The organism is Micromonospora radicis (genome assembly GCF_003583405.1).
In the GTDB taxonomy this organism is placed as follows: Bacteria; Actinomycetota; Actinomycetes; order Mycobacteriales; family Micromonosporaceae; genus Micromonospora; species Micromonospora radicis.
Genome location: NZ_QXEC01000019.1, coordinates 53,100 through 69,397 on the forward strand (window position 1 = coordinate 53,100; position 16,298 = coordinate 69,397).

14 protein-coding genes are annotated in these 16,298 nt (G+C 72.0%); 4 read left to right on the forward strand and 10 right to left on the reverse strand.

Annotation, left to right across the window (positions count from 1 at the left end; all coding sequences use genetic code 11):
* Positions 1–16 precede the first annotated feature (16 nt).
* Positions 17–568, forward strand: coding sequence for a MarR family winged helix-turn-helix transcriptional regulator (locus D2L64_RS19185; protein ID WP_233559038.1), 552 nt, complete (start codon positions 17–19; stop codon positions 566–568).
* Positions 569–605: 37 nt separating this feature from the next.
* Here D2L64_RS19185 and D2L64_RS19190 read toward each other — a convergent pair whose 3' ends face one another.
* Entirely contained in the window at positions 606–2,270 is a 1,665-nt protein-coding gene (locus D2L64_RS19190) for a PP2C family protein-serine/threonine phosphatase (RefSeq protein ID WP_233559039.1), read from the reverse strand.
* Between the two features lie 160 nt (positions 2,271–2,430).
* The gene (locus tag D2L64_RS19195; protein ID WP_119578492.1) at positions 2,431–3,690 is read right to left on the reverse strand and encodes an ROK family transcriptional regulator; all 1,260 of its coding nucleotides are present in this window, start codon (positions 3,688–3,690) and stop codon (positions 2,431–2,433) included.
* A gap of 49 nt (positions 3,691–3,739) precedes the next feature.
* Here D2L64_RS19195 and xylA point away from each other — a divergent pair, with 49 nt between their 5' ends.
* The 3 genes from xylA to D2L64_RS19210 all read left to right on the forward strand — a co-directional run bounded on the left by xylA (position 3,740) and on the right by D2L64_RS19210 (position 8,018).
* Positions 3,740–4,927, forward strand: coding sequence for a xylose isomerase (xylA, locus tag D2L64_RS19200; protein WP_119578494.1), 1,188 nt, complete (start codon positions 3,740–3,742; stop codon positions 4,925–4,927).
* A 10-nt stretch (positions 4,928–4,937) separates the two neighbouring features.
* On the forward strand, positions 4,938–6,386 hold the full coding sequence (xylB, locus tag D2L64_RS19205) for a xylulokinase (protein WP_119578496.1): 1,449 nt from the start codon (positions 4,938–4,940) through the stop codon (positions 6,384–6,386).
* Positions 6,387–6,593: 207 nt separating this feature from the next.
* On the forward strand, positions 6,594–8,018 hold the full coding sequence (locus D2L64_RS19210) for an MFS transporter (protein ID WP_119578498.1): 1,425 nt from the start codon (positions 6,594–6,596) through the stop codon (positions 8,016–8,018).
* A gap of 17 nt (positions 8,019–8,035) precedes the next feature.
* Here the strand turns inward: D2L64_RS19210 and D2L64_RS19215 are convergent, their stop codons facing one another.
* The 8 genes from D2L64_RS19215 to D2L64_RS19245 all read right to left on the reverse strand — a co-directional run bounded on the left by D2L64_RS19215 (position 8,036) and on the right by D2L64_RS19245 (position 16,296).
* Positions 8,036–9,694, reverse strand: coding sequence for a glycoside hydrolase family 13 protein (locus D2L64_RS19215; protein ID WP_119578596.1), 1,659 nt, complete (start codon positions 9,692–9,694; stop codon positions 8,036–8,038).
* A gap of 59 nt (positions 9,695–9,753) precedes the next feature.
* The gene (locus D2L64_RS19220; RefSeq protein WP_119578500.1) at positions 9,754–10,788 is read right to left on the reverse strand and encodes a LacI family DNA-binding transcriptional regulator; all 1,035 of its coding nucleotides are present in this window, start codon (positions 10,786–10,788) and stop codon (positions 9,754–9,756) included.
* Between the two features lie 61 nt (positions 10,789–10,849).
* Positions 10,850–11,815, reverse strand: a complete 966-nt coding sequence (locus tag D2L64_RS19225; RefSeq protein WP_119578502.1) for a carbohydrate ABC transporter permease — start codon at positions 11,813–11,815, stop codon at positions 10,850–10,852.
* A gap of 1 nt (position 11,816) precedes the next feature.
* A complete protein-coding gene (locus D2L64_RS19230; RefSeq protein ID WP_119578504.1) occupies positions 11,817–12,869 on the reverse strand; it encodes a carbohydrate ABC transporter permease in 1,053 nt (350 codons plus the stop codon).
* Between the two features lie 70 nt (positions 12,870–12,939).
* Positions 12,940–14,289, reverse strand: a complete 1,350-nt coding sequence (locus D2L64_RS19235; protein ID WP_119578506.1) for an ABC transporter substrate-binding protein — start codon at positions 14,287–14,289, stop codon at positions 12,940–12,942.
* Positions 14,290–14,596: 307 nt separating this feature from the next.
* Complete coding sequence (locus D2L64_RS19240) at positions 14,597–15,097, reverse strand: TspO/MBR family protein (protein WP_119578508.1); 501 nt, start codon at positions 15,095–15,097, stop codon at positions 14,597–14,599.
* Between the two features lie 288 nt (positions 15,098–15,385).
* Positions 15,386–15,529 carry a GPGG-motif small membrane protein gene (locus D2L64_RS27615; RefSeq protein WP_162854360.1) on the reverse strand — a complete coding sequence of 48 codons (144 nt, stop codon included), beginning with the start codon at positions 15,527–15,529 and terminating at the stop codon, positions 15,386–15,388.
* Entirely contained in the window at positions 15,520–16,296 is a 777-nt protein-coding gene (locus tag D2L64_RS19245; protein WP_119578510.1) for a metallophosphoesterase family protein, read from the reverse strand. The genes D2L64_RS27615 and D2L64_RS19245 overlap by 10 nt, the downstream gene beginning before the upstream one ends.
* Positions 16,297–16,298 lie beyond the last annotated feature (2 nt).

A 16,298-nucleotide genomic window follows, 5' to 3' on the forward strand; every position in this document is an offset into this window, starting at 1 on the left:
TCCACCCGGACCCGAGATGAGTATGGCTGCCCAGCTGGATGTCGCGGCGGGCGCCCTGCTGACTGTCTGGGACGGTGCCCGGGAACGGACGGCGAACCGGATCTCCACCGCCCAGCTTCGGGCGGTCATGCTCGTGGAACGGCAGGACGGGATCAACCTGCGCAGGCTGGCCAGCGGGCTGGACATGCTGCTCTCCTCGGCCAGCCGACTCTGTGACCGGCTGGTCGCCGCCGGCATGCTGGAGCGGGAGCCCGGGCGGGCCGACCGGCGGGAGATCTCGCTGCACCTGACCGCCGAGGCCCGCCGGCTCCTCGACGAGCTGCGCGAGGACCGCCGGCAGCGGCTGGCCGAGATCCTCGCCGACATGACACCCGAGGCACGTGCGGCGCTCCTGCACGGCCTGCAGGAGTTCGACGAGGCGGCCCGGGAGCGTCTGGTCCGGCCGGTGTCGCCGTTGGTGCCGCAGGCCGACCAGCCCGAGGCGGAACAGCTGCCCGAGTCCCGCGCCGGTGGCGACGCGCCGCGGGCCTGGCCGGCGGGGGAGTCCGCGGTCTTCCGGACGGCCTGACCTGATGGTCCGCCGCCCCGCGGCGACCGGCGGCGGTTCAGCGGGGCTCGGCCGATGCCATCGCCAGCATCGCCACGTCGTCGTGTCGCTGCTCACCGCACCAGTCGTCGATCAGGCCGAGCACCCGGTCGACCAACGCGGCCGGGGGCAGCCCGGCGGCGGCGGTGAGCGCCTGGCGCAACCGTCGCTCACCGAACATCTCCGTCCCGTCCGGCCCACCCCGGGCCTCGGTCACCCCGTCGGTGTGGGCGAGCAGTACCGCACCGGGCGGCAGCCGTAGCGCGACGTCGACGAAGCGGGCATCGGGCAGGGCGCCCACCGGCATGCCGTCCACCGGTATCGAGGCGACCGTGCCGTCACCACCGACCACCAGGGGTGGCGGATGTCCACCGCCGGCCACCCGGACCCGCAGCCCGCCGTCGGGTTCGCGGTGCAGCGAACCCAGCAGCAGAGTGGTGAACTGGCCCCGCCGGGCGGCCCCGGGCAGGTCGAGCAGGGCCTGGTCGAGCAGCCGCAGCAACTCCAGCGGCTGCTGTTCGACCAGCCGTAGGGTCTGCAACGACTGGCGGACCCGGCCGGTGAGCACCGCCGCGCCGACGCCCTTGCCGGAGACGTCGCCGAGCGCGAAGAGCGCACCGCCGTCGGTCGGCAGCACGTCGTAGAAGTCCCCGCCGATCCGCAGTGTGTCGCCGGCCGCCCGGTAACCACCGGCGATCGCCATCCCGGGCAGCCGGGGCAGCTTCGGCGGCAACAAGCTGTTCTGCAGCACCCGGGCCAGGTGGGCCTGTTCGTCGTACAGCTCCGCCATGGTCAGGGCGGCACCGGACCGGGTGGCGTACTCGCGGACCAGGTCGACGTCGCGCGGCGCGAAGCCGCCCCGCTCGCCCCGGCGGAGCAGGACCAGCGCACCGGCGGTGCGGCCGGCGCCCGGCATCGGACTGACCAGCAGCGTCGCGTCCGGGCCGAAGTCCGGCGGGATGACCGGGTGCAGCTCCGACCGCGCTGCGGCCGACCACGGTCGAGGGGCGGTGAACTGGCCGTCGAGCGCCTCGTCGAGCCCCGGTACGGCGGCGGTGAGGCGCCAGTCGGTCACCCCGAACGCCGGCTCGGGTCCGGTGCTGGCGTACCGGACCCAGTGCGGCCGGTGCTCGGCGGGCACCGTCGGCAGGTGCACCACCAAAGCCAGGTCGGCCAGCTGCGGCACGGGCAGCATGGCGGTGGCCCGCAGGGCCTGATCGCGGTGCAGCGCCATGCCGAGGCGGCGGCCGGCGTCCGCCAGGAAGGCGGTACGCCGACGCTCGGCCAGCAGCGCCTCGACGTGGACGTGTTCGTCGGTGACGTCGCGTATGTACCAGGCGGACCGGCCGCCGGCCAACGCGTGGCGTACCCCGCGTAGTCGCCGGCAGTGGTGCTCGTCGTCGAACCCCGCCGCGTCGTCGGCGACCGCGGACGCCAGGGCCGGCACCGCGCAGGTGGCCAGGTCGGTGCCGGGTACGAGTTCCGGGAGCAGGGTCCGGGCTGCCGCGTTGACCAGGCTGACCACCCCGGATCCGTCGGTGGTCAGCACCGCCTCGGCGAGCCCGTCGAGGAGTTCCCGGGCCAGGTCGTCGGCGGTTGGCGGCATCGCTCGCGGGGACCGGTCGCGGCTGGTTTCCCTGCTGTCGGCGCAGCCGTCGACGTGGCCGTCGTGGGTGCTGGTCACCGGCGGTCGCCGGGCGTCCTGCACTGCCGACCGGTGCGCATGACGGTGCTGGACTCCTCGTCGTCGGGTGATTGCCTTCGGGCAAGCGTACCGAGGTGTCTCGGCCGTCGTCCGCTGGGCGCGGGGCCGCCCGGGGCCCTCGCCCTGCGCCATCGGTCGGTTACAGCCGGGACAGCCAGCCGGCCGGGCGGGCGATGATCCGGCGGACCACGGACCCGGCGGCACCCACCGCGGCGGCGGTGGCGCCGAGGGTCGCCGGACGGACGGTGACCGGCGCCCACGCCGCGGTGAGCACCCGACGCTCGATCTCGGCGAGCATCTGCGGCCGGAGCCAGGGGGTGAGCGCGGCGTAACCCCCGCCGAGCACCACGGTGTCGAGATCCAGCAGGTTGACCACGCTGGCCACGGTGACGCCGAGTGCGGTGCCGGCCTCGCGCAGGGCCCGCCGTACGGTCGCCTCGCCGTCCCCGGCCAACTCGGCGAGCCGGGTGGGTGCGGTGTCGGCCGGCAGGTCGGCGCCGGCCAGCCCCGCGGCGGAGAGGATCGCCTCCTGTCCGGCGTACTGCTCCAGGCAGCCCCGGCCGCCGCACCGGCAGGGCGGCCCGTCCGGCCGGACCGGGATGTGGCCGATCTCCCCGCTCCAGCCCCGCGCGCCCCGGTAGAGGGCGCCGTCGAGCACGATTCCGGCGCCGATGCCGACCTCGCCGGAGATGTGCAGGAAACTGCCCGGCCCGGCACCGGCGTGTAGTTCGCCCAGTGCGGCGAGGTTGGCCTCGTTGTCCACCACCAGGGCCGGCACCCCGTCGACCGTCTCGGTCAGCGGCGGATGGCCGGCCAGCAGCTGCGGCACCGGTACGTCGCGCCAGCCCAGGTTCGGTGCGAGGCGGACCCGGCCGGCGTCGTCGACCAGCCCCGGTACGCCCAGGGCGGCACCGGCCAGGGTGAGGCCCTCGGCGTCGGCGGCGGCGCGGGCGGTGGCGGCGATCGAGGCCAGCCGGCCGAGCGCGTCGGTGGGGGAGACCGGCCGCAGGTCGGCGCGGTGCACCGCGTGGTGCCGGACGGTGCCGGCGAGGTCGACGACGCAGGCGGCCAGGTAGTCGACGTTGACCTCCAGCCCGAGCCCGGCCGGGCCGTCACCGGCGAGCACCAGGCCCCGGGCCGGTCGGCCGGCTCCGGCGCGCGGTGTCGGCTCCGCCTCGGTGACCAGGCGGCCGGCGACGAGGTCCTCGACCACGGCCGAGACGGTGGCTCGGGTCAGGCCGGTCTCGGCGGCCAGCGCGGCCCGCGAGGGCGGGCGGTCGGCGGCGGCGATCCGGCCGAGCACGAGGGCGAGGTTCAGCTCGCGCAGACTGCCCTGCCGGACCGCGCCCGCGGGGGCGGCGGTCGGGTTCACCCCTTGACAGTGCCACACGGTGGTCATTTAATTCAACCACTGAACAAATAGCGGACGACACCACCGGAGGTCTGCCATGGCACCCCGTCCCACCCCTGCCGACAAGTTCTCCTTCGGGCTCTGGACGGTCGGCTGGCAGGGCCGAGACCCGTTCGGTCACGCCAGCCGCGCCGCGATCGACCCCGTCGAGTCGGTGCACCGGCTCGCCGAACTGGGCGCGTACGGCGTCACCTTCCACGACGACGACCTGGTGCCCTTCGGCGCGGACGCCGCCGCCCGGGACGCCCAGATCGCCCGGTTCCGCAAGGCCCTCGACGAGACCGGCCTGGTGGTGCCGATGGTCACCACCGACCTCTTCCAGCAGCCCGTCTTCAAGGACGGCGGCTTCACCAGCAACGACCGTGACGTGCGGCGGTACGCGCTGCGCAAGGTGCTGCGCAACATCGACCTCGCCGCCGAACTGGGCGCGCAGACCTTCGTCATGTGGGGCGGCCGGGAAGGCTCCGAGTACGACGTCGCCAAGGACGTTCAGGCCGCGCTGGAGCGTTACCGCGAGGCGGTGGACCTGCTCTGCCAGTACGTCATCGACCGCGGCTACGACCTGCGCTTCGCCCTGGAGCCCAAGCCGAACGAGCCGCGCGGCGACATCCTGCTGCCCACCGTCGGGCACGCCCTGGCGTTCATCTCCACCCTCGCCCACCCGGAGCGGGTCGGGCTGAACCCGGAGGTCGGCCACGAGCAGATGGCCGGGCTGAACTTCGCCCACGGCATCGCCCAGGCGCTCTGGCAGGGCAAGCTGTTCCACATCGACCTCAACGGCCAGCGCGGCGTCAAGTACGACCAGGACCTGGTCTTCGGCCACGGCGACCTGCTCAACGCCTTCGCCCTGGTCGACCTGCTGGAGAACGGTGGTACGGCCGGTGGCCCCGGCTACGACGGCCCCCGCCACTTCGACTACAAGCCGTCCCGCACCGAGGACATCGACGGGGTGTGGGCCTCGGCAGCCGCGAACATGAGCACCTACCTGCTGCTCAAGGAGCGGGTCGCGGCGTTCCGGGCCGACCCGGAGGTGGCCGAGGCGCTGGCCGCGAGCAAGGTCGCCGAACTGGGTGTACCGACTCTCGGCGAGGGTGAGGGCTACGCCGAGCTGCTCGCCGACACCACCGCGTTCGAGGAGTTCGACGTCGACGCGGTCGCCGCCAAGGGCTTCGGGTTCGTCCGGCTCAACCAGCTCGCCGTCGAGCACCTGCTCGGCGCGCGCTGAGGCGGTCGGCATGCCGCTCGTCGCCGGGGTGGACTCCTCCACCCAGTCCTGCAAGGTGGTCGTCCGGGACGCGGAGACCGGTGCCCTGGTCCGGCAGGGCCGGGCGCCGCACCCGGACGGCACCGAGGTCGACCCGTCGGCCTGGTGGTCCGCCCTTCAGGCGGCCATCGAGGCCGCGGGCGGGCTGGCCGACGTCGCCGCGGTCTCCGTCGCCGGCCAGCAGCACGGCATGGTCTGCCTGGACGAGGCGGGGCAGGTGATCCGGCCGGCCCTGCTGTGGAACGACACCCGCTCGGCCGACGCCGCCGCGGAACTGGTGGCGGAGGCCGGCGGCGGGCGGTTCTGGGCCGATGCCGTGGGCAGTGTGCCGGTGGCCAGCTTCACCGTCACCAAACTGCGCTGGCTGGCCCGGCATGAGCCGGCCAACGCCGACCGGGTGGCCGCGGTGTGCCTGCCACACGACTGGCTGACCTGGCGGCTGGCCGGTGCGCCCGGCCTGGACGCGCTGCGCACCGACCGCAGCGACGCCAGCGGCACCGGCTACTGGTCGCCGGCCACCGGCGAGTACCGCTTCGACCTGCTGGAGCAGGCCTTCGGTCGGCGACTGCGGGTGCCGACGGTGCTCGGCCCGGCCGAGGCCGCCGGTCACCTCGACCTGACGGCCTTGCCGGGTGCTGGCGCGGTGCCGGGCGCCTCGGGCGGAGCGCTGCTCGGGCCGGGCGCCGGTGACAACGCCGCCGCCGGATTCGGGGTCGGTGCGCGGCCGGGCGACGTGGTGGTCTCGATCGGCACCTCCGGCACCGTGTTCAGCGTCGCGGACACCCCGGCGGCCGACCCGAGTGGCATCGTCGCCGGCTTCGCCGACGTGACCGGTCGGTTCCTGCCGCTGGTCTGCACGCTCAACGCGGCCCGGGTGCTCGACGCCGCGGCCGCGATGCTCGGGGTCGACCTGGACAAGCTGGCCGACCTCGCGCTCTCCGCGCCGGCCGGGGCGGACGGGCTGGTCCTGGTGCCGTACCTGGAGGGTGAGCGCACCCCGAACCTGCCGCTGGCCACCGGGGCGGTGCACGGGCTGACCCTGGGCACCTCGACCCCGGCGCACCTCGCCCGGGCCGCCGTCGAGGGCATGCTCTGCGCCCTCGCCGACGGGCTCGACGCGTTGGCCGCCCACGGTGCGGTGGTGCGTCGGGTGATCCTGGTCGGCGGCGGGGCCCGCTCCGCGGCCGTACGCCGGATCGCGGCGCAGGTCTTCGGCTGCCCGGTGGTCGTCCCGCCGCCCGGCGAGTACGTCGCCGACGGCGCCGCCCGCCAGGCCGCCTGGTTGGCGTTGGGCGGGGCCGAGCCGCCGTCCTGGACGCCGGCCGGCACCGAGGAACACCCGGCCGAACCGGTTCCCGCCATCCGGGAGCGTTACGCCCAGGCCCGGGAGCGCCACCTGGACCGGCTGCCCCAGAGCTGATCAACTTCGGTTCCGGGTCGCCACGTGCTGCGCTAGAGCTGGTGGTGCGGCGGGCGGTGGCACTTCGTGTGGTGGTCGTGATTGCACACCGAAATATTTATTTCAGTGTGCAATCACGACCACCCGAGGTATTGCTTCTGGCCCCGCCTCGGTTGCGGTAGGTGACCCGGTGATCGGCGCGAATGCCGGCCCTGGTTGGCTGCCCGCATGACCTCGAGCACGGGCGGCACCGCGCGGGTGTGGGGCGGAAACGCGGCACACCGGCTGTACAGCGTCGTGGTCTTCGTGCTACTCGCCTCGCTGGACAATGTCGCGATCGGGCTGGTGCCGCCGCTCTACGGCGCGATCGCGGAGTCCTTCGCGGTGCCGCAACGGCTGCTCGGGCTGGTCACCGCGGTCAGCTTCCTGGTCAGCGCGGTGGCGGCGGTCGGCTGGGCGTACTTCGGTGACCGCACGAACCGTAAGCCGCTGCTGATGATCGGTACGCTGATCTGGGCCGTCGGCACCGGCGGCAGCGGGCTGGCCGGGAACTATCCCACCTTCCTGGCCGCGCAGTTGCTCGCCGCGGTGGGCCTGGGTGCGGTCGGCTCGGTCGGTTTCTCGGTGGTCACCGACCTGATCTCGCCTCGTCGGCGGGGCCTGGTGATGAGCTTCTGGGGGCTATCCCAGGGCGCCGGCACGTTGGCCGGCACGTTGGTCGGCGGGTTGCTCGGCGCGACCGACTGGCGCCGGCCGTTCCTGTTGCTCACCGTCGTCGGCCTGGCCGCCACGGCGGCGTACCTGTTCACCTACGACATCCGGCGGGGCCAGAGCGAGCCGCAGCTGGCCGGCGCACTGGCCACCGGCGCCGACTACGACTACCGGATCAGCCGGGCGGACCTGCCCACCGTGCTGGGCCGGCGGACCAACCGCTGGCTCATCCTCCAGGGGCTGACCGCGCAGGCCGCCTTCGGGTCGCTGGTGTGGCTGCCGGTGCTGTTCGCCGAGCGGGCTCAGGACCAGGGCTACTCGATGGCGACCGCGATCGTGGTGGGCAGCGTCTTCGCCACCCTGTTCCAGCTCGGCGGGGTGCTCTCCATCGTCGGCGGCCTGGTCGGCGACGCGCTGCAACGGCGTACGCCGTCGGGCCGGGCCCGGGTCGCCGCGGTCGGCGTGCTGGCCGCGCTGCCGTTCTACCTGGTGCTGTTCTTCGTGCCGATCCGGATCGACGTGCCCGACGGCGCCGGCACCGGTGCGGTGGTGCGGGCCGTGTTGGGCAGCGTCTTCACCGAGCCGACCGTCGGGCTGAGCCTGCTCACCGCGCTGCTCGCGTTGGCGCTGACCTCGGCGAACTCGCCGAACTGGTTCGCGTTGATCGCCGACGCGAACCCGCCCGAGCACCGTGGCACGGTCTACAGCCTGGGCAACCTGGTCAACGGGGTGGGGCGGGCCGCCGGCAACGGCCTGGTCGGGGTGGCCTTCCACGCCCTGCGGGCGGCCTTCCCACCACCGTTGAACTACGCGGTCGGGTTGGCCGCGTTCCAGCTCTTCTTCATCCCGACCGGCATCATGTACTGGCTGGCCGCCCGCAGTTCGGCCAAGGACATCGCCGACGTACGCGACCTCCTCCAGTCCCGCGCCGAGAAGCTGTAGGGAGTAGGGAGGGGCGCCTACCCCTCGACCCAGACGGTGACGTCGGTGGGCACGCGGCCGGACTCGTCGAGCGGCCCGCTGCTGTGCAGCAGCCTTCCGGCGGGCACGTCGACGGGGGCGGCGCCGAAGTTGGTCAGCACCACCACGTCGCCGTTGCGGAAGGTCAGCACCTCGTCGCCGGAGCCGAGCCACCGCAACGTGCCCCGCCCCAGCCCGTGCGTACGCCGCAGCCGCAGCGCCGTCCGGTACATCTCGTACGTGGAGCCGGGCACCTCGCGCTGACGGTCCAGGGCGTACTCCGCCCAGATCGGCGGCTGCGGCAGCCAGCTCGCGTCGGTCGGCCCGAAACCGTACGAGGGTGCGTCGGCCTCCCACGGGATCGGCACCCGGCAGCCGTCCCGGCCCCGTTGGGTACGGGCGCTGCGCTCCCAGGTCGGGTCCTGGCGGGCCTCGTCGGGCATCGTGGTGTGCTCCGGCAGGCCGAGTTCCTCGCCCTGGTACAGGTAGGCCGAGCCGGGCAGCGCGAGCATCAGCAGGGTGGCCGCCCGGGCCCGGCGCAGGCCAGTGGCCGCGTCGGGCTGCTCGTCGCCGATGCCGATGCCGTTGGGACGGGGGGCGCCGATCGGCAGCCCGAGCCGGGAGGCGTGCCGCACCACGTCGTGGTTGGACAGGACCCAGGTGGTAGGGGCGCCGACCGCGTCGGTGGCTGCCAGCGAGCGGGTGATCACCGCGTACTGGGCCGGGGCGGTCCACGCGGCCAGCAGGTACTCGAAGTTGAACGCCTGGTGCATCTCGTCGGGCCGGACGTAGCGGGCCAGCCGCTCGGCCGGCTCCACCCAGGCCTCGGCCACCAGGATCCGCTCGCCGGGGTAGCCGTCCAGCAGCTGCCGCCACTGCCGGTAGACCTCGTGCACGCCGTCCTGGTCCCACATCGGCGGGCGGGGCTTGTCCGCCTCCCGCCCGGAGAGGATCTCCTGCGGCTCCTGCCAGTCGGCCAGGTCGGCCTGCTTGATCAGGCCGTGTGCCACGTCCACCCGGAACCCGTCCACCCCACGGTCCAGCCAGAACCGGAGCACGTCCAGGAACTCCGCCCGGACCTCGGGGTTGTCCCAGTTCAGGTCGGGCTGGGCGGAGTCGAACAGGTGCAGGTACCACTCCCCGTCGGGGAGCCGGGTCCAGGCCGGTCCACCGAAGACGCTCTGCCAGTCGTTCGGCGGTTCGGCGCCGCCCGGTCCCCGACCGTCGCGGAAGACGTAGCGTTGCCGCTCGGCGCTGCCCGGCGCGGCGGCCAGCGCCGCCTGGAACCACCGGTGGGCCGACGAGGTGTGGTTCGGCACCAGGTCGACGATCACCCGCAGCCCACGCGCGTGCGCCTGCTCGATGAGCTGGTCGGCGTCGGCCAGCGTGCCGAACAGCGGCTCGACGTCCCGGTAGTCCGCCACGTCGTACCCGGCGTCGGCCTGCGGCGACGGGTAGAACGGCGAGAGCCAGATCGCGTCGACGCCCAACTCCTGCAGGTGACCCAGGCGGGCGGTGATGCCCGGCAGGTCACCGATGCCGTCGCCGCCGGAGTCGGCGAACGAGCGCGGGTAGATCTGGTAGATCACCGCCTCGGTCCACCAGGCGGTGGTGGTGGAGGCGGCGGGCGGGGCCTGGGGGGTCGGGTTGTCGTTCAGGGTGTACTCCCGTGGTCCGAACCGGGTAGGGCGGCGGGCGACGCTGCTCGCACGTTTTCTCAGTTTGCCCGCGGCGGTGCGGTCGAGTCCCGCACGACCAGCCGAGTGGGCAGGATCACCGGTGATCCGGGGTCGGTCAGGGTGCTCGCTCCGGCCGCCCCTTCGAGCGGGTCGAGCAGCAGTTTCGCGGCCAGCCGGCCCTGTTCCGTCGCGGGCTGGGCGATGGTGCTCAGGCCGAGTACGCCGGAGAGCGCGTGGTCGTCGACCCCGATCAGGCTGACGTCCTGAGGTACGCGCAGGCCAGCGTCGCGCAGCGCGGTCAACGCGCCCATCGCCATCTCGTCGCAGGCGGCGAAGATGGCCGTCGGCGCGTCTCCGCGGCGCAGCAGTTCCTCGGTGGCCCGGGTGCCGCCAGCGATGTCGAACGTGGACTCGACGTCGAGGCTCGGGTCGGGGCGCAACCCGGCCGCCCGGATCGCCTCCTGGTAGCCGCGGCGCCGGTGCAGGTGCGCGGTGAAGGCGAGTTCGTCGTCGGGGTCGCCGGAGATGTGTGCGATCCGCCGATGGCCGAGGTCGAGCAGGTGCCGGGTGGCGGTCCGGGCCGCGGCCAGGTCGTCGATGCGTATGCAGGGCCAGCCCGGCACGTTCGTGCCGGAACTGACGGTCACCCCCGGCAGCCCCAGGGCGGCCAGGGTGCTCAGGTCGGCCGGCCGCAACGGGGTGGCGACCAGCATGACCGCGTCCACCCGCTTGTTCAGGTTCGCGGCGCGCAGCAGGCGCTGCCGGTTCTGCTCCCGCCCGCCGAGGTTGTGCAGCAGCAGGTCGTAGCCGGCCTGGTGGACGAAGTCCTCGACGGCCTCGACGACCACGCCGAAGAACCACCGGGTGATCCGGGGGACCACCACGGCGATCGTGCCGGTGCGCCCGCCGGCCAGGCGCGACGCGTTCGGCGAGACGGCGTACTGCAACTGCTCGGCTGCGGCGAGCACCCGTCGGCGGGTCGCCGCCGACACGGTCGGCAGGCCGCGCAACGCCCGGGAGACGGTGGCCGTGGAGACTCCGGCCAGCCGGGCGACATCGTCGATCCTGGTCACGCCCAACCCCGCTCACGATCCGCGTGGTGCCGCCGCCAGCGGCGGCGGCACCACGGCCGGATCAGCCCTTGACGCTGCCGGCGAGCAGCCCACGAACGAAGTAGCGCTGCAACGACAGGAACACCAGCAGCGGTACGACGATCGAGACGAACGCTCCGGCGGTCAACCGTTGCCATTCGTTGCCCCGGGTACCGGCCAGTTCGGCCAGCCGCACGGTGAGCGGCGCGGTGACATCGCTGCCCCCGGCGAAGATCAGTGCGACCAGCAGGTCGTTCCAGACCCAGAGGAACTGGAAGATGGCGAACGCGGCCAGGGCGGGTGCGACCAGCGGCAGGACGATGCTGCGGAAGATCTTGGGGTGGGTGGCCCCGTCGACCCGGGCCGCCTCCATCAGATCCTTGGGCAGTTGCGAGATGAAGTTGTGCAGCAGGAACACCGCGAACGGCAGCGCGAAGCAGGTGTGGGCGAACCACACCTGGGCGAAGTTCTGTGCGCCGTCGAGGTTCCAGGCGGGCATCAGGGTGACCCCGCCCAGGCTGACTCCGCGAGAGAAGAAGCTGAGCAGCGGCACCAGGGCCATCTGCAACGGCACGATCTGGAGCGCGAAGATGCCGATGTAGAGCCAGTCCCGGCCGCGGAAGTTGATCCAGGCCAGCGCGTACGCGGCCAGGGCGGCGAACGCGAGCGGGAACAGCACCGACGGCAGGGTGATCACCAGCGAGTTGATGAAGTAGTTCGCGAGCTGCCCGGATGAGGCGGACTGCCCGAACAAGACGTCCTGGTAGTTCTGCAGGGTGAACTGCGGATCCCGGAAGGCCGTCCACCAACCGGTGGTCTTCAACTCGGGTTCCGGCCGGAACGAGGAGATGAACAGGCCGAAGGTCGGGATGGTCCAGACCACCGCGATGACGATCGCGACCAGGGTGGCGGTACGGCTGTTCAGCCGCTTGCGTACCCGCGACGCCCGGGTCGATCGCCCGCTGGTGTCCTGGCTGCCGGCGGCGACCGGGGGAGTGGTGGTGGTCATCTCAGCCCTCCCGTCGCTGCTGACGCAGGTTACGGATCTGGAAGATCACGATTGGTACCACCAGGACGAAGAGGAAGACCGCCAGTGCGGAGCCCTGCCCGTTCTGGCCGTACCGGAACGCCTGGTTGTACATCTCGTTGGCGATCACGCTGGTGTCGTAGTTGCCGTTGGTCGTCGTACGCACGATGTCGAAGACCTTCAGCGTGGCGATCGAGATGGTGACCACCACCACGATCAGTGCGGGTCGGATGCTGGGCAGGGTGATCTGCCAGAACATCTGCCAGGGGCTGACCCCGTCGAGGCGGGCCGCCTCCACGATGTCCGCCGGGATGGACTTGATCGCCGCGGAGAGCACCACCATGGCGAAACCGGCCTGGATCCACACCATGATCACGATGAGCAGCAGCGTGTTCAGCGGTGAGTCGAGCAGCCATTGCCGGGGTTCACCGCCGAGGCTGACCACGATCTGGTTGAGCAGACCGATCTGCTCCTGGTCCTCGCCCCGATAGGCGTAGACGAACCGCCAGATGATGCTGGCGCCGACGAACGAGATCGCCATCGGCATGAAGATCAGTGACTTGGCCACCGCCTCCATCCGGGCCTTGTCCACCAGTACGGCGTAGATCAGGCCGATCGCGGTGGCCACCAACGGGACCAGCGTCACCCAGACCAGGGTGTTGAGCAGGACCCGCAGGATCGCCTCCTCGGCGAACATCCAGCGGTAGTTGTCCAGCCCGACCCAGTTCTGGCTGCTGCCGTCCATGAACGACAGCAGGGTGGTCCGGATCGCCGGAACGACCAGACCGATCAGCAGCAGCAGCACCGTGGGCAGCAGGAAGAACAGCGCGAACAACCCGTCACGGGGCTTCGTCCGGCGGGGTAGTGGGGCCCCGTTGGCGGCGGCCAGGACGAGCTGTGCCTCGCGGCGCCGGGCGAAGTGCGCCGGTACGGCGTCGAGAACGAAGAGCAGGCCGCCGACCACCACTGCGAAGGCAACCAACCCCCACAGCAACATCATGAGTTTCGGCGCCTGGTCGGCGAAGTCGAAGTTCATCAACCCTCCCAGGGGTTCTCAAGAGAGCCGGTGGGCCGGCCCGCGGCTGCGGACCGGCCCACCGTTGGAATCACTTCCAGCTGTTCTCGATGCCCTGGAGGACGGTGGCGGTGTCCCGCCCGTTGATCCAGTCGACCATGCCCTTCCAGAAGGTCCCTTGGCCGACGGCCGCGGGCATCAGGTCGGAACCGTCGAACCGGAAGACCGAGCTGTCGTCCTGGAGGATCTCCACGGAGAGCTTGTCGATCGGGTTGCTGACGTTGGCCAGGTCGAGCTTGTTGTTCGCCGACACCCAGTCGCCGATCTTCGCGCGGCTGTTGGCGTGCTCACCGGAGGCCAGGTAGGTCTGCACCGCCTGCACCTCGGGACGGTCGGCGAAGGCCACGACGAACTCGCCGCCACCCAGCACCGGCTTGCCCCGGGCCGGGTCGATGGCCGGGAAGTAGAAGGCGAACACGTCGCCGTCCTCGGCCACCCGGGTGCCCTGCGGCCACTGGTTGGCGTAGAACGACGCCTGCCGGTGCATCGCGCACTTGCCGGCCGTGATCGGCACGCCGGCCTCCTGGAACGCGGTGGTGGCGATGCTGCGCACGCCGCCGAAGCCGCCGTTGACGTACTTCTCGTTCTTCAGGATGGTGCCGGCGCGGTCGAGCGCCTCGGCGACCCGCGGGTCGTTGAACGGGATCTCGTGCGTGGTCCACTGGTCGTAGACCTCGGGGGTCTGCGTACGCAGCATGACGTCTTCGATCCAGTCCGTGGCCGGCCAGCCGGTGGCCTCACCGGACTCGATGCCGGCGCACCACGGCTTGGTGCCGCTGTCGGCGATGGTGTCGCTGAGCTTGATCATCTCGTCCCAGGTGGTCGGGACGGCCCAGCCCTTCTCCTCGAACATCTTCGGGGAGTACCAGACGAACGACTTGACGTTCGAGCCGAGCGGCGCGCCGTAGAAGTTGCCACCCACGGTGCTGTACTTCAGCCAGTCGGCCGGGTAGTTCTGCTCGGCCATCGCCTTGGTGTCGGCGCTGGCGGCCTTGATCTGACCCCGCTCGGCGAACCGCTCGATCAGACCGGGCTGCGGGATGAACGCGATGTCGGGGGCGTTGCCACCGTCGGCACGGACGGGCAGCTGCGCCTCGAACTCACCACTGCCCTCGTGGTCGATGTCGATGCCGGTGCACTCTTCGAACTGCTTCCACGACTCGTCGAGGCGGTCGGCCTCGATGTCCCGGATGGACGAGTAAATACTCACCTTCTTGCCGTCGTGTCCCTGGTACTTCTCGTACGGGGCACATTCGGCCGAATCGGCGTTGTTGTTACCGCTGTTGCTGCTGCTTCCGGTGCCGCACGCGGTGGCGCTGAGCGCCAATCCGATAGCGCCAGCAATCGCGAGGGCCTGGCGTGGCCTGGCAAAGATCGCCATGCCCGTCCTCCTTCCTAGCCGGCGCACCCGTGTTCCTGGCGCCGGTCCGATGGGCGTTTTCACATGTAAGCGCTTGCATCCGGCTGGGTCCACCCCTAGGACGGACACGACCGAGTAACAATCCGGAAACTTGACCGACCGCGATTGGGTGCGCTCCCAGCGCGACACTTGTCGGCGTCGATAAGCAGGGACTTTCCGCCGGAGAGTCGCCGGCGGAAAGAAGAACGTCAGAATCGGAAGCGCTGGATGTGCCGCCCCGAGTCGGTCGGCGCCGCCCACGCCACCCCTGGACCGGCCGGTCCGTGGGTCAGCCGTTCAGCCGCCAGATCGAGAAGTTGAGGGTGGCGGCGAAGGTCACCCAGGCCCAGTAGGGCAGCAGCAGTACCGCCGCGAGCGTGCTGACCCGTCGGAACAGCAGCACCGTCCCGCCGATCGCCAGCCACAGCAGAGTCACCTCGGTGAACGCCAGCCCGTACCAGCCGGCGCCGAAGAAGAGCGGGGTCCAGGCGGCGTTGAGCACCAGTTGCACCACCCAGGCGACCAGCGCCGGGCCGAACCCCGCCCGGCGCCAGGCCAACCAGCCGGTCAGCGCGATCATCACGTAGAGCGCGGTCCAGACCGGCCCGAACAGCCAGGACGGCGGCGCCCAGCCGGGCCGGTCGAGGGTCGCGTACTCGGTCGCGGCACCGGAAACGGCGAGGCTGCCGAGGGCGGCTGCGGCGAACACCGCCGCCGCGAAGCCGGCCAAGGCCCACCACTGCCGAGGGCCGTCGGTGGGCCGGCGGGTCTGCGCCGTGGTCGTCCGCATGAGGGCAGCATCTCCGCCCGCGGGGGTGGGCAAACCTGCACCGCACTGTCGAACCGGCCAGGGCCGGCGGATCGCCGGCCACCATGACAGAGCCGACCATGACGCGCGCAGAGTCGACCCGACGCGCGCAGAGCCGACCATGACGCACGCGGAGCCGACCCGACGCGCGCAGAGTCGACCACGACGCACGCCGGGGTCGCCGCGCCCGGTGGCTCCGGTCGGGAGGACGGAGTTCCGGTCACGACGACCCCGGCGGGTCTGGTTCGGGCGACGCCCTGCGCCGCCACGTCAACTGAAGATGCTGACACCACCCGGGCCGACCAGCAGCCCGACCACGATGAGGACGATGCCCCAGAGGATCTGCCGGCGGAACAGCGCGAGGATGCCGGAGACCACCAGTACCACTGCGAGAATCCAGAGAATCAGCTCCATGGTTGCTGAGTACCCCTTGCCCCGACTGTGGAAACCTGGGTCTGATCGAGGTGATCGCCCAGATAGAAGATGCTGTACGCCTGCTTGATCACCGGGTGGGCCACGTTGCGTACCCGGATGCCGCCCGGGGTGACGCCGCGTTCCGAGCCATGGTGGGCGTGTCCGTGCAGGGCCAGCGCGGTGGGGGCGGTGTCGATCGCCTGCCCCAGCTGGTAGCTGCCGAGAAACGGGTAGATCTCCAACGGCTCGCCGGCGAGCGTGTCCGGCACCGGCGAGTAGTGGGTCAGCGCCACCAGCACGTCGCAGTCCAGCGAACGCAGCGCCGCCGCCAGCCGGTCGGAGCTCTCCGTCGTGGTGCGGACGAACGCCTTCATCTCCGGCTCGCCGAAGTCGCTGGCGCACCGGCCGGCGAAGCCGCCGCCGAAGCCCTTGACCCCGGCCACCCCCAACCGGCCGCCCGGGCAGTCCAGCACCACGCCGTTGCCTTCGAGCACGGTGATGCCCGCATCCTCCAGGGTCCCGATCACCTGGGGTACCTGATCGCACTGGTGGTCGTGGTTGCCGAGCACGGCGATCACCGGTATGCCCAGTCCGCCGAACTCCTGCGCCACGCAGCGCGCCTCTGCCTCGGTGCCGTGCCGGGTCAGGTCGCCGGCGAGTAGCAGGGCGTCGGCCCGGTCGGGCAGTTCCTCCAGCGCCGGCCGGAACCGGCCGACCACGTCCTCGTCCAGATGTACGTCGCCCACGGCGGCGATCCGGATAACCATCG